This window comes from Variovorax guangxiensis (assembly GCF_003952165.1).
Lineage (GTDB): Bacteria > Pseudomonadota > Gammaproteobacteria > Burkholderiales > Burkholderiaceae_C > Variovorax > Variovorax guangxiensis.
On sequence record NZ_RXFT01000009.1, the window covers coordinates 19,091 to 32,812 of the forward strand.

At 66.3% G+C, this 13,722-nt stretch carries 9 protein-coding genes; 4 read left to right on the forward strand and 5 right to left on the reverse strand.

The genetic code is table 11. From position 1 onward, the window contains the following. Positions 1-15 precede the first annotated feature (15 nt). From EJP67_RS20525 to EJP67_RS20540, 4 genes are read left to right on the forward strand one after another with little or no spacing between them, the layout of a single operon-like run. Positions 16-495, forward strand: coding sequence for a TadE/TadG family type IV pilus assembly protein (locus tag EJP67_RS20525; RefSeq protein WP_126023563.1), 480 nt, complete (start codon positions 16-18; stop codon positions 493-495). A gap of 59 nt (positions 496-554) precedes the next feature. Then, the gene (locus EJP67_RS20530; RefSeq protein WP_240650730.1) at positions 555-1,001 is read left to right on the forward strand and encodes a TadE/TadG family type IV pilus assembly protein; all 447 of its coding nucleotides are present in this window, start codon (positions 555-557) and stop codon (positions 999-1,001) included. A gap of 14 nt (positions 1,002-1,015) precedes the next feature. After that, on the forward strand, positions 1,016-3,154 hold the full coding sequence (locus tag EJP67_RS20535; protein WP_338067710.1) for a TadG family pilus assembly protein: 2,139 nt from the start codon (positions 1,016-1,018) through the stop codon (positions 3,152-3,154). Positions 3,155-3,199: 45 nt separating this feature from the next. Beyond that, positions 3,200-4,627 carry a sigma 54-interacting transcriptional regulator gene (locus EJP67_RS20540; protein WP_126023566.1) on the forward strand — a complete coding sequence of 476 codons (1,428 nt, stop codon included), beginning with the start codon at positions 3,200-3,202 and terminating at the stop codon, positions 4,625-4,627. A gap of 140 nt (positions 4,628-4,767) precedes the next feature. Here EJP67_RS20540 and EJP67_RS20545 read toward each other — a convergent pair whose 3' ends face one another. The 5 genes from EJP67_RS20545 to pal form a co-directional block, all read right to left on the reverse strand. Then, the gene (locus EJP67_RS20545; RefSeq protein ID WP_126023567.1) at positions 4,768-6,369 is read right to left on the reverse strand and encodes a TolC family protein; all 1,602 of its coding nucleotides are present in this window, start codon (positions 6,367-6,369) and stop codon (positions 4,768-4,770) included. Beyond that, a complete protein-coding gene (locus EJP67_RS20550; protein ID WP_126023568.1) occupies positions 6,366-7,682 on the reverse strand; it encodes an HlyD family type I secretion periplasmic adaptor subunit in 1,317 nt (438 codons plus the stop codon). The genes EJP67_RS20545 and EJP67_RS20550 overlap by 4 nt, the downstream gene beginning before the upstream one ends. 50 nt (positions 7,683-7,732) lie before the next feature. Beyond that, positions 7,733-9,556, reverse strand: coding sequence for a peptidase domain-containing ABC transporter (locus EJP67_RS20555; RefSeq protein WP_126023569.1), 1,824 nt, complete (start codon positions 9,554-9,556; stop codon positions 7,733-7,735). Positions 9,557-9,948: 392 nt separating this feature from the next. After that, positions 9,949-13,035, reverse strand: coding sequence for a glutamate ligase domain-containing protein (locus tag EJP67_RS20565; protein WP_126023571.1), 3,087 nt, complete (start codon positions 13,033-13,035; stop codon positions 9,949-9,951). A 112-nt stretch (positions 13,036-13,147) separates the two neighbouring features. After that, entirely contained in the window at positions 13,148-13,651 is a 504-nt protein-coding gene (gene pal / locus EJP67_RS20570; RefSeq protein WP_126023572.1) for a peptidoglycan-associated lipoprotein Pal, read from the reverse strand. Positions 13,652-13,722: the final 71 nt, after the last annotated feature.

Here is a 13,722-nt window from a genome sequence, read left to right on the forward strand (position 1 = left end):
ACGACGGGCATCGCCATGGACACCCCCCTCCGACTTCGCAACCGCAACCGCGCGCACGCCCAGCGCGGCGCGTACGCGGTCGAGTTCGCCATGGTGTTCCTGATCTCCTTTTCCCTGCTGTACGGGGTCATCACCTACGGCATGCTGTTCGCGTTCCGCATGGGGCTGCAGAACGCCGCGGAAGACGGTGCCCGCGCGGCATTGCGCTACCAGCCCACGATCGCGAAGCGTGCGGATCAGGCCAAGGCGACTGCAACGTCCAGCAGCAGCTGGATGCCGAGCAAAGTGGCTCCAGACGTCGAAGCAACAGTGTGCGAGGTGCTGACGAACAACTGCGCAAACCCCGCATGCACTACTTGGGATACACGATGCCAGATGATCGTGACCGTCACGGCCAACAATCTGCAGCAATTGCTGCCACCCTTCCCCAGCTTTGCAATGCCTGACCAGATTGTCGGCAAGGCAAACATGCTCCTCGATGGGAGAGTTCCTTGACTACTGGTCGATATTCGAATAGCAAGAGGCGCCAGACTGCGGGTGGAATGCAGCGCGGCGTGGCCGCCATCGAGTTCGCGATGGTCTTTGTCATCCTGTTCAGCGTGCTGTATGCACTGGCGACCTTCGGAGCGGTGTTTTACATGCAGCAGTCGATCACGCGGGCATCGGAAGAAGGGGCGCGGACTGTGGGCCTGCTTACGCCAGCACCAACTGCAGGCGATCAGCGCGTCAAGGATGCTGTGTACGACTCACTGGCCAACTCGATAGTGGTTCCCGCGTCGGCCAACACCAGCATTGCAGCGCGACGCAGTTGGATCATCGCCAACGTTCCGGTGGACGTGGCCCGCAGCACTCCGAGCAGCCCGGGAGCCTACATCCGCTATGTAGTCACCGTAAGGTACCCCTATAGCGCAAACCAGCTACTGCCCACGATTCCACTGGTGGAGCAATGGATGCCCGATCAATTGCAAAGCCGGACAACCGCCGCGCTTCAAGCGTCTTGAAGGGCATCTTCGACATGAACGCTGCATTTCGGAAGCACCCTCGCCACAGGCGAATTCGTGGTTCGGTCCTCATCAACACGGCAATCGCGATGAGCTTGATCGTCATCACGCTGATCGGTACCGAGATCGGCTTCATGTACTTCATGAAGCGGGAATTTCAGAAGACGGCGGACCTTGCCGCGCTGGCGGGTGCACAGCAGATCCGCAGCGGCTGCACCGCAGCGAGTACCGCGGCGCAATCGAACGCAAACGGCACCTCGGCAAGCGATACGGCACGCAATATGCCTATTGGTTTCTCGCTGGCCGCAAGTGAAGTGCAATGCGGCTATTGGGACAGGGCCACCAGCTTCCAGTCTCCCGCGACCTCCGGCACTCCGAATGCAGTACGTGTGAGCTTTCAGAAGGAGACTGTGAAACTTCTGCCTTTCTTCGACGGCAATCGCATCATCAGCGTCAGTGCCGTGGCAGCACTAAGTGCTCCACTTGCTTCATTTTCCATCGGCACCAAGCTCGTCGAGATCAGCGGCGATTCACTGCTGGGACGGGCGCTCAAAGGCATCGGCCTCAATCTCTCCGGCTCGTTGGTTGGCTATGACGGTCTTGCCCAACTGAAAGTGACACCGACTGGCTTGTTAGAAAAACTGGGAATACCAGTCAATGCAGACATCACCGTAGGGGAGTTGAATGCACTTCTCAACGCAAAGACCGTCACGCTCGCCCAGTTATTGGACGCAACGGTACAAGCGGCAGGTGCTGGAAACGACTTGTTGGCGAGCAACATCCTGTTGCTAAACGCGATCCAGGCCAAGCTGGGTCTCTCAGGATTGACTGTTCCCCTGGGATCCCTGCTACAAATCACAGCACCCGATGGCCCGGCGGGCGCAGCATTGAATGTGGGAATCAATGCACTCGATATTCTTTCTACCGGCATCGGTATCGCCACGCAAAAACACGCCATCGCGATCAACGACTTGAGCGCAGCAAATCTCATCAAGTCCCGGGTTGCACTGATCGAGCCGCCCTCAATCGCGGTAGGCGGCGTCGGAGCGACTGCGTACACCGGGCAGCTGAGAACCTATGTCCAGATCGATACAGGCAATCTCCCCATCGTGGGCAGCCTTGTGCGGCTGAAATTGCCGATCATGATTGACGCAATCAACGGCAAGGGAACTCTCACGCAGATGTGCACGCCCGAGTTGAGAACACCAGCAGGCGTCGATCGTGCACGCATCGACGTGCAAGCATCGATTCTCAAGGTCTGCGTAGGTAAGCCGGGAGCTGATCCCGCGAAGGAAGATGAGATTTTCTCAACCAGCGCCAGCTGCGAAACCAATCTTCAGAACGAGCAGTTGCTGAACGTGGGGCTCCTTGGCATCAATTTGGTTTCGCTCAACACTCAACTCAAGATCGATGCGTTGCCACTTCCGCCGAACTCCGCCGTGACATTGGCACAGTCCGAGACCGGCACGCTGGGCAACGATCTGCTAATTGGAACGACCGTTTCGAATATCACCAATGCCTTGCTGGCATCACTCTTGGCAAATTCACTAAGCCAATCAGCGCCCCTGACCGATGCACAGCGCCAGGCCATGGCGACGGATCTTTGGGGAACACCTCCTTGCGGTGCGAACGACAGTGCTTGCCGGAAAGCACGACTGACAACGGTCAACAACAGGATCACAACAGCGGCCAACGGTCTCGGCGGTTTTCTCGGCAACTTGGGCACAGACACAGTGAGCATCTTGAACCAGCTGCTGACACTGGATGTCGCCGGTCTTATTTCTGGAATCCTCAATTTGGTGGGTGGCCTTCTCAACAATGTAGGAGACGTACTAAACGGCATCCTTGGTGGCCTCCTAGGCAATACATGCACAGGAGGAGGCCTACTCGGCGGCTATGGCTCGGATGCCGGATGCATCAGCAAGATCGCGGACAGCTTGAAGAATTCGTCCAGCAGCGGAAGCGGGTCGACACCGAATGCAGTTACCTCCCTAGTTGGCTTCTTGCTTCAACTGTTGCAGCCGATTCTTGACGCCCTAGGCACCCAAATACTCACTCCTCTACTGCAGAACGTCCTCGGACTTCACCTGGGTCAAGTAGACGTCAATCTCCGTACTCTGGATTGCAATGCCGCACCATCGCTCGTCTATTGAGTTGCCCCAATCTGCAGACCTAAGCGCCGACCAATTCAAGCGTTCATGACCTCCCCCGCCAATTTCGACGAACTCGACCTCTTTGTCTGGGAAGGCAAGGCAGACATCCTCGACCGCATCGCGCGGTGCATGGCGAGCTTCGACGTGGAGGTCATCCGGGCCGACGGCATGCCGACGCCGCATCCGGAGCAGGGGGCTGCGCTGCGGCCTTCGGTGGCGATCATCAGTGTGACGGTCATCGATGGCGGAGGGCTGGCGCATGCGACGGAGCTGCTGCAGGGCATGCCGGTGATCTGGGTGGCGGCCGGCTCGCGCGAGCGCGACTCGCGCACCTATCCGCCCGAGTACCTGCACGTGCTGCCCTACGACTTCACCTGCGCCGAGTTGCGCACGATGGTCGCGAAGCTGGTGCGCCAGCTGCGTGCGCGCGAGGTGGCGCCACAGGCGCCCGACGTGCTGGTGGCGCATTCCGATGCGATGAAGGCGCTGCTGGCCGAGGTGAACGCGTTCGCCGACTGCGACCACAGCGTGCTGGTGCGCGGCGAAACCGGCGTGGGCAAGGAGCGCATCGCGCAGCAGCTGCACCTGGGCCACCAGCGCTACGGCAAGGGCGCGTTCGTGGCGGTGAACTGCGGCGCGATTCCCGACGGTCTTTTCGAGTCGCTCTTCTTCGGCCATACCAAGGGTTCTTTCACGGGCGCGGTGCATGCGCATCGCGGCTACTTCGAGCAGGCCACGGGCGGCACGCTGTTCCTCGACGAGATCGGCGACCTGCCGCGCTACCAGCAGGTGAAGCTGCTGCGCGTGCTGGAAGACAACGCGGTCACGCGGCTGGGCGCGACGGCGCCGGTGCGGGTGGACTTCAGGCTCGTGGCGGCCACCAACCGCAACCTGCGCGAGATGGTGGCCAGCGGCGAGTTCCGCGCCGACCTGTTCTACCGGCTCGCGGTGATCGAGCTTCACGTGCCCAGCCTCGAGGAGCGCGGCGAGATCGACAAGATCGCGATCTTCAAGGCGCTGCTGAGCAACGTGCTCGGCGACGAACTCGAAGCGCTCGGCGAGACGCCGCACTGGCTCAGCGATGCTGTTGCCGAGACCTACTTCCCCGGCAACGTGCGGCAGCTGCGCAATCTCGCGGAGCGCGTGGGCGTGATCGCTCGGCAGCTGCACGGCTGGGACCAGAACCTGATCCAGCGCGCCATCGCGCTCACGCGTGGCACGCCGGCACCGGCTGCATCGGCCGGCAACGGCATGAACGGCAATGGCGGCGGCATCGGCGCGATCGACGGCAGCGCCGACCGCAAGGGCTGGAACAGCAGCGAGCGCAACCGCATCATCGCGGCGCTGGAGATAAACGACTGGAAGCGCCAGGACACCGCGCAACACCTGGGCATCAGCCGCAAGGTGCTGTGGGAAAAAATGCGCAAGTACCAGATCCTCGACGGCGAGCCGGGCATTCCGGAAGAACAATAGGCTCTCCCCCAGGCAAGGCTTGGCTCGCCCCCAGGCTGCGCGGCACTTCGTGTCCGCTTCGCCAACCCCCTTCCGGGGGCAACACCTGAGGCCCGGCAGAGCCGGTTCCTCGGTGTTCCCGAATTGGCTTCGCTTCGCCTTTATGGGATCGAGAGGCGTTGGGCTTTGCGCAGGGCCGGTGGGGCGCCGGCGGCGCCGGTGGCGCGTTCGGCCACTACCGGTTCGCTTGCGCAGGCGGTGTTGCTCGAGATGCACAGCTTCGCGAGCAGCCCGTCCTCGGTGAGCACCTGGCGGCTGGGGGCGCCGAAGAGGCGGTCGATCCAGTTGTTGGGGCCGTTGGGGTCGATGCGCAGTTCGCCGGTGGTGCGCGCCAGGCGCAGCTCGGAGATGCGCAGGTCGAAGACGCCGTCGACGTAGTCGAACAGCAGCGTGTAGTAGTCGAGCTGGGCGTCGAGCACCTTGGGCAGGGTCTCGCGGCCGAACTCCATCAGGCGGCGGCGGCCGCGGAAGGCCTGGCCGGCGGTGCTGACGGCTTCCATCAGCTGCTTCTCGCGCTCGCGGCCGGAGACGGTGCGCGACCACGATGCCGACGTGAGCTCGAACAGGTTGAGCTTCACGCCCTCGAGCTTGGCTTCCTGGTTGGCGACTTCGGCCAGCGCCGACTTCATGCGCAACTGGCGGTCGAAGCCGTTGCCGAAGTTCCAGTTGAGTTCGAAGGCGGCGCGCGTCGGGTCCTGCGGAGAAACGCCGCGCGGGTCGCGGCTCTTCACGAGCACGGCGTCGAGCGTGGGGTAGAGGCTCGCATCCTGCTGGTCGGCCAGCGCCCTCGCCCGCTCGATGCGGCCCAGCGCCTCGGCGATCTCGGTGCTGCGCGACTCGGCGCGGCGCAGCGCCTCTTCCTGCGAGCCGATGCGCCACTGCACCGGCGCCGCGAGCACCGGCAGCGATTCGGCGTTCGGCGAGAACTTGAAGTAGTTGCGGAACTTGGCCATCGCCTCGTCGCGCTGCGCCTCGAAGTCGGACTCGCGCGCGGCCACCAGCGCACGGCGCGAGGCCGCCATGTTCAGGTCGTTGTCGCCGCTCACGCCCAGCGCCACGCGGCGGGCCTCGGCCTTCGAGAGTTCGGCCACCACCTCGGTGGCCTTGTGCGCGATCTGCTTCTTGAGGTCGAAGCGCTGCACCTGCAGGTAGGCGGTGAGCGCGTCCAGCACCACCTTCTGCGAGGTGGTGACGACGGCCTCGTCGTCGGCCTGGTTGCCGGCTTCGGCGGCGCGCTGGGCGGCGCTCATGGCGCCGCCGTCGATCAGGCTCACGCGGGCTTCGGCTGTCAGCACCGTGTAGCTCTGCGTCTTGGCGTTGGCCGCGCCGCTGTTGTAGTTGCCCGATGAGGTGCCGACCTTGAACTTCGGGTAGCGCGCCTGCTTGGCGGCGTCCACGCCGTAGCTGCTGGTGTTGGCGGCCGCCTGCATGGTCTGCACTTCGGGGTAGTCCTGCGACAGCGCGATCAGCGCCTGCTTCACCTGCTGCGCGTAGCTGGCGGCGCCGAGCGAAGGCGGCGACAGCCTGCGCGCGACCGTGAGCCTGGCGGCGCTTTCCATCTCCTGCTGCTGCAGCAGGTGCTCCGGCAGCGGCTGTTGCCGCTCCTGCGCGTACGCAGGCGGCAGCGCGAAGCCCGCGCACAGCGCCGCGCAGACGGCGCCGGTGCCAACGCGGCGCAGATCGACCGGTTTGCGGTACTTCATGGTTCGCGGAAAGCTTCGCGGCGAAGCTTGAGCACAGGTCGCAGGATGTACCAGATGAACGGGTCGGTGCCCACGCGCAGGTCCACTTCGGACTCCATGCCGGCGGTGATGCGGTTCTCGACGCGGCCCACGTGCGACTGCGACATGCTGATGAGCAGCCGGTAGTAGGGCGCGCCGTTGGAGATGGCGGGGTCGCGGTCGGCGTCGGCCGCCACCAGCCTGACCTTGCCGTCGACCGCGCCGTAGCGCAGGTAGTCGTAGGCGGTGATCTTCACGCGCGCCTCCTGGCCCACTTCGATGAAGCCGCGGTCGTTGGGGTTGAGCCGCGCCTCGACCATGATCTCGTCCTCGTCGGGCACCACTTCGAGAATCGATTCGCCCGGCTTCACCACCCACCCCGGGCTGGAGTTGCGCAGCCCCTTCACGATGCCGTCGGAAGGCGCCTTCACCACGGTGCGCGAGCGCTGCGTGCGCGCACGCGCCAGGTCTTCGCTCAGGCTCGCGAACTGGCGCTCGACGGTGGCCAGTTCGTCCGACGCGCGGCGGCGGAAGCGCCCCTCGGCCTCCGCCATCTTGGCCTGCGCCTCGGTGATGGAGGCGTTGGCGGAAACCACGCCCTGGCGCGCCACCGCGAGTTCGCTGCGCACGCTCTCGGCCTGGCGGCGCTTCTCCAGCACTTCGACCTGGCCCACCAGCTTCTCGCTGAGCAGCTGTTCGGAAATTTCCAGCTCCTTCTGCATCAGCGCGAGCCGGTCGCTCAGGCCCTTGACCTTGGCCTCCTGCTCCAGCTTCTTGCTGCGCGCCTGCTCCAGGCCCGACACCGCGCCGGCCATCACGCCGCGCTGCTCGAGCGCGCGCGCCTGGTAGGCGCCGGTCTCGCCTTCGAACACGCCCTCGTCGATGTCGGTCGCGAAGGACTGCCGCGTGAGCGGCTGGCCGCGGCTCTCGGCCATGAGCCGCACGCGCGTGGCCTGCGTGGCGGCATAACGGGCAGTCAGCTCCTCGAGGTTGAGGCCGCTGCCGCCCAGGTCGATCTCGACCAGCGACTGGCCCTGCTTGACCTTCTCGCCCTCCTTCACCAGCACGTTGCTGACGATGCCGCCTTCCAGATGCTGGATGGATTTGACGCGGTCCGAGGGGATCACGCGGCCCGGCGCGACCACCACGGTCTCCATCGGAAAGCCGAGGCCGACCAGCGCGAGCACGGCGATGGCGCCGCCGATGATCCACTGTCGCCGCCTTCCCTGCGGCGAGGTCTGGGCCGCGCGCTTCTCGTTCTCGTCCTGAAGAATCTGCGGCAGGTCTGATTTCAAGTCGCGTCCCCGATCACTCTTCGTTCGTCACTCATCACATCGCCAGTCGATCACGCCATCGAGCGGGAAGCCGGGGAGGCTCCCGCCGCGCCGTCTTCCGCGTCGCCCAGCGCCACCAGCGGCTTCTTCACGCCGAACAGCTTCGGCACCATCACCGCCGCCGTGCCCTGTTCCACGTTGCCCATGCCGGTGACGTGGTAGACCACGTTGGCGGCCGAGACGATGCGCAGCGAGTGCGTGACCACCACCACGGTGCGCACCTTGGCCACCGCGAGCAGCGTGGCGAGCAGGTTGCGCTCGCTCTGGAAATCGAGGTCGTTGCTGGGCTCGTCGAGCACCAGCACCGAGGGCTTGCGCAGGAAGCTCATGGCCAGCGCGAGCTTGCGCCGCTCGCCCACCGAAACGCCGGTGCCGCCTTCGCCGATCATGGTGCGATAGCCGTCGGGCAGCCGCGAGATGAAGTCGTGCGCGCCCGAGAGCTTGCAGGCTGCGACGATCTGCTCGTCGCTCTGGCCCGGCGCGTTTCGGCGCATCACGTCGATCATCGATCCGCCGAACCAGTAGACCTCCTGCGAGAGATAGCTGATCCAGCGCGAGAGCTCCTCGCGGCCGAACTGCGAGAGGTCGTACTCGCCGATGCTCACGATGCCGCGCGTGGGCGTGTACAGGCCCGACAGCAGCTTCACCAGCGTGGACTTGCCCGCGCCGTTGCGCCCGACGATCACGTGCAGGCCGCCCGGGCCGATGTCGAGGTCGACGTTCTCCAGCACCGGCTGCTGCGCGGTCTCGGTGAAGCTGAAGCTCACGTCCTTCAGCGTGATGCGGCCCAGCGGCTGGGGCAGCGTCATGCCCGTGGGCGGCTTCTCGACCGGCTCGCGCAGCACGGTCTCCAGCCGCTTGGCGGCTTCCTTGGCGGTAGCCAGCGAGCGCCAGTTCGACACCAGCCCCGCCACCGGCTGCAGCGCCTTCAGGGCCAGCATGTTCGATGCGACGAGGCCGCCCACCGTCATCCACTGCTCCATCACGGAGACGGCGCCCACGGTCACGACCACGACGGAGAACACGGTGAGCAGCACGGTGGTGCCGTCGCGCGCGGTCTCGATCTGGCCGTTCTTGCTGAAGCTCTCGGCGAGCCAGGCGTTGTAGGTCTGGCGCCACATCTCGATGGTGGGGCCGTCGTTGGCCTGGGCCTTGAGCGTCTCGCGCGCGTTGCAGATCTCGGCGGTCACGCGTTCCAGGCCGCGCCCGCGCTGCACTTCCTCCACGCGGCCGGAACGCACCTCGTCGGCCCACCACCACGCCAGGAAGGACATGATGCCGAGGAACAGCACCACCACCGGCAGCACCGGCAGCGCGACGATGCCGATGACCACCAGCGCGAAGACGGCCATGGGCAGGTCGAAGATGGATTGCGCCAGCCCGCCGGTGATGGTGCCGCGCACCGAGGCCACGTCGCGGAAGTACAGGTGCCACACCGACGCCGGCCGCGCTTCCAGCGCGCGCAGCGGGCGGCCCAGCATCGAGTTCAGCAGCGCGCCCGAGACGCCGTGGTCGACGATGGCGCCCGCGTTGCGCAGCAGGCGCGAGCGGCGCGTGCGCAGCCAGAATTCGATGCACAGGAAGAACAGGATGCCGCTGACCAGCGCGGCGAGCGTGGAAGTGCCGCTGCGCGAGAGCACGCGGTCATAAACCTGCAGCAGGAAGATGGAAGGCAGCAGCCCGAACAGGCTGATGGGCAGCGAGCGCCATGCCGCGCTCTTCACCAGCGGGTAGGCCGCGCGGAACGCGGCGTTCAACGCACCCGCGTAGGGACTGGCGCCGGGCTCGTCCGGGGTCTCGGCAACCAGTTGGCTTGGCAGGAGGAACTTGATCATGGGAAAGAGCCGGTTCGTCGTGCAATGACGCCTGCGTCATTATCAACTGTTACCCGACTGTTACAAGGCAAATATTCACTCACCGTGTGCTTCAAACACACATCAGCACGGCAGCCTTTGCCCCCTCGCCACATCGGCCCTGATCCCATGAACCGGAACCGGTTGCGCGGCGCTTCCCGTTACCGCGCAACCGGCCGGCCTCCCTGCCCTTGCCTCCCCCGTTCGCCCTGACAAATCCTGCGCGAACACCAGCGCGATGTTGGCGCACAGCAGCATGCAAAGCACCCATGCGCACAGCAGTTGCAGCCAGCCCAGCCACCAGTGGCGCGCGACCGGCTGTCGCTTGACCGGAGCCTCGTATCCGAAGGCCGAGTGCAGAAGTGCGTTCAATCTCATGGCAGTGCTTTCAAAACCCGGGCGAGGCGCGAAAGGCCCACGCCCGCGGAACTCTTCGCCAGCACCCAGTCGCCGGGCTGAAGCAGCCCGCCGAGCGCTGTCGACAGATCGGATACATCGACGAACCAGTGCGAGCGGACCTTGGTGCGGATGCGCGCATGCAGCGCGCGCATCAGCGGGCCGCACAGCAGCACGCGGTCGGGCTGCGATGCGAGCAACTCGGCCTCGAGGTCGAGGTGGTGGCGTTGCGCGGCGGGGCCGAGCTCCTGCATGTCGCCGAGGATCGCCACGCGCCGCGCCGGCTCGCAGGGTGCCTGCGACAGCAGCTCCAGCGCCGCGCGCATCGAGCTCGGGTTGGCGTCGTAGGTCTCGTCGATCAGCTTGAAGCTGCCGCCGCCGATGTGGATGGTGTGCAGCGCGCCGCGTCCGCCCGGCGGCTCGAAATGCGCGAAGGGCTCGACCGCGGCGGCCAGCGGCAGGCGCATGGCCTGCAGCGCGGCGAGCGCTGCGATGGCGCTCGCGCCCATGTGCCGGCCCGGCGCGTTCAGCCGCAGCTGGAAGGGCTCGCCCGCCACCAGCGCCTGCACCTCGCCGTGGTCGAAGGCCAGCAGGCGCACGTCGGCGTCGCGGTGCTCGCCGCAGGTCACGATCTGCAGCTGCTGCGCCATCGCCGCTTCGGCGAAGGTGGCGAACTCGGGCATGTCGCGGTTGAGCACCACCGAATCGCCCGGCGCCATGGCCTGGAAGATCCGGCTGTCCATGCGCGCGGCGGCCTCGCTCGGGCCGCGGTGCTTCTGCGACGCGGCGGAAAGCCCCGTCACCACGACGAGCGAAGGCCGCACCAACTGGGCCGACGCCGGCATGTGCGAGGTGCCCATCTCCAGCACCCAGTAGGCCGCGTGCCTGGGCATGCAGGTCATGTTCCACGCGATGCCCGAAGGCAGGCTCACGTTGCCCTCGGGCTGGCCGACCTCGCCCCACACGGTGAGCGCGCCGGCCAGCATCGCGGCCACGGTACTGCTGCCCGCGCCGCTGCCGAGCACGCCGCACACGCGGCCGGTGAACTCGGCGCGCGCATGGTCGCCGAGCTCCAGCACCGCCTGCAGCACGTTCTGCACCTTGAGCACGGGCACGCGCTTGTCGAGGTGCGGCTTGGGGTCGGAGCACAGCACCGCGGCGGCCGGCTGCAGCACGCCCTTGAGCGTGACGGCGGCCAGCGGCGTCCTGGAAGGCCGCGTCTGGTGGTCGAACACCACGCGGCCCTTGCGCATGAAGGAGCGCTGCGCCACGCCCGCGGCGCGCCAGCCGTCCTCGGGCTTGACGACCCACTCGCCGCCGGTCACGCGCGCCATCTCGCTGGCGGTCCACACGGCGCCGTCGTCGCGTCCGCCGCCGGAGCCCGTGCCCGCCGCACCGGGCGCCGCGCGGCGCTCCACCAGGTAGCGGTGGTAGGCGGCGAAGCCCGAGAGGTACTGCTCCACGTCGTCGATGCGCACGCGAAACGAGTGATGGCGGATGAAGAACGAGCCCACCACCGCCGAGGGCCGGCGGAAGTACATCGCCATCTCGGGCCAGAAGAAGCCGTTGAGCAGGTAGTGCGCGCGGTAGTCGAGCGCGCGGTAGAACTTCTCGGTGTCGAGTTCGTCCAGAAGGTGCCGCATCGCGGGCATGCCTTCGAGCCGCTGGAGCATCTGCTGCGCGGCCAGCATGAGTTCGAGCAGCGTCGGGAAGGTGGTCTTCCGGTCGAGCACGAAGTCGAGATACCCCGCCACGTTCTGCAGGCCGAAGCGGAAATACTTCTCCTGCGGGCTCCAGTGCGTGAGTTCGCACACGCAGCAGCTGAGCCAGTGATCGTGCGCCTGCCAGTGCTGGCTGGCGATGAAATGGTCGAAGGCCTTCTCCACCACCGCCAGCCATTGCGGCTCGCGCGTGAGCGAGTAAAGGCGCATGAGCGCGAAGGCGGCCTCGCCGTCGTAGTAGATGATGCGCGAGGCCTGCTTGACCGTGAGGTCGGCCGCGTGCAGCACGTGGTTGAAGCGGCCGGTGGCCGCATCCTGCATCGAGGCGATGCCCAGCGCGAGCTTCTCCAGCAGCGGCAGCCAGCGGCGCGTGTCCATCAGCTCGCAGTACTTCACCAGCGCGAGCACGCAGGCCGCGTTGCCGCCGAGCTTGATCTCGCCGCCGGTGTCGACCAGGAAGGCCACCGCGCGCCCGTCGAGCAGCGTGTACTCGCGGATCAGCGAGATGGTGAGATGGTCCAGCGCCCGGTCGATGGCCGCGCGAAGCGTCTCGTCGCGCGTGAGCTCCCACGACTCGAGCATGGCGTAGACCGCGCTCGCGTGGCGCATCGCGTCGTAGGTGGGAATGCGGCGGTCGAAGCACGGGAAGTAGCCGTACACGAAGAGGCCGTCGCTCTGCACCTGGCGCGCCAGGTACGACGAGCCGCTGCGTACCAAATCCATCACCGACTGCGGATTGAGCGCCGGCAGCTGCCTGCGGCCCGCGTCGAGCCCCGTGCCCACGAGCTTGTGCACCACGCCGTCGGGCTGGCAGAACACGCCCACGGTCGCCAGCAGGTAGACGGGCTGGTCCGAGGACATGTCCAGCGGCGGCGAGCACTCGAAGCGCGCCTGCCCGTAGACCTCGAAGTTGCGCGCGTTCACCACCGAGTGCGCGATGGTCGAGTCGCCGCACAGCATGGCGTTGGCATTGAGCTCCTGCTCGGTGAAGGCGAGCGTGAAATCCTTGTCGAAGGCCAGGCCGAGGCGGAAGTAGTTGCGCTTGACGGCCGTGAGCTGCGTCTTGAACTGGGCCCAGTCCATAGGGCTCGCGCCCTCGACCCAGTCGATGCGCAGCCAGGGCGAGACGATGCCGCGCTCGCGCACCCAGCGCTCGACGTGGCCGGCGCCTTCGCGCCACGCGGTCTCGAAGTCGGCGGCCCGCGCGTGCACCACGTGCGCGCGCTGCGCGCCGTCGCTGACCGAGAAGAACAGCGTGAACGCCGGGTAAGGGGCAGGCAGCGCCGCGCACACCGACACAAGGCGTTCGTGGCAGGCGTGGAGCTGGTCTGGGAAGGACATCATTCGGCCCCGTTCGGATGCGGGAAACCGGCCACGCCCGTCATCTGCTTTCGCTCTGGTGACGTGTGCGTGGTCCGGGGACTGCCACCACCGAGGTCATCGCGGTGACCCGGCTTCAGCGATAGCTGAATTCGGCTCGGCGATTGAGCTGATAGCCCTCCTCGGTGGTCTCGAGCGATGCGGGTTTCTCCAGGCCCCAGCTGATGGCCTCGATGCGCTCGGCGGGCACGCCCAGCTGCGTGAGCGCGCGCTGCACCGCGTCGGCGCGGCGCTGGCCCAGAGCCAGGTTGTATTCGCGGCCGCCGCGCTGGTCGGTGTGGCCTTCGATCACGACCCTGCTCTGCGGCCGGTTGCGCATGAAGCTGGCGTGAGCTTCCACGACGTTCCGGTCGGCGGGCCTGATGTTGTATTTGTCGAAGTCGAAATAGACGATCTTCGGCACGCCGGCCGGTCCGTTCTGCACCGGTGGCGGCGGTGCCGGCTCCACCTTCGGCACCGCGGTCGCAGCCTTGTTCGAGTAGTAATAGGTCGCATCGTCACGGCCGGTCTTGGGGGCCGCGCAGCCCACGAGGACTGCGCCGAGCGCGACGATGGCCACTGTCTGGAAATTCTTCTTCATATCGGTCCTTTCGCGGGACAGGCCGGTGGCGGCCTGTCCCTGGTGCTGCGGCAAGCTCCCTCGCCCCTCTT

Coding starts and splice junctions, on each gene's coding strand:
- pal (WP_126023572.1), bottom strand. CDS start 13,651: ATGAAGAAGAATTTCCAGACAGTGGCCATCGTCGCGCTCGGCGCAGTC.
- EJP67_RS20540 (WP_126023566.1), top strand. CDS start 3,200: ATGACCTCCCCCGCCAATTTCGACGAACTCGACCTCTTTGTCTGGGAA.
- EJP67_RS20525 (WP_126023563.1), top strand. CDS start 16: ATGGACACCCCCCTCCGACTTCGCAACCGCAACCGCGCGCACGCCCAG.
- EJP67_RS20535 (WP_338067710.1), top strand. CDS start 1,016: ATGAACGCTGCATTTCGGAAGCACCCTCGCCACAGGCGAATTCGTGGT.
- EJP67_RS20555 (WP_126023569.1), bottom strand. CDS start 9,556: ATGATCAAGTTCCTCCTGCCAAGCCAACTGGTTGCCGAGACCCCGGAC.
- EJP67_RS20565 (WP_126023571.1), bottom strand. CDS start 13,035: ATGATGTCCTTCCCAGACCAGCTCCACGCCTGCCACGAACGCCTTGTG.
- EJP67_RS20545 (WP_126023567.1), bottom strand. CDS start 6,369: ATGAAGTACCGCAAACCGGTCGATCTGCGCCGCGTTGGCACCGGCGCC.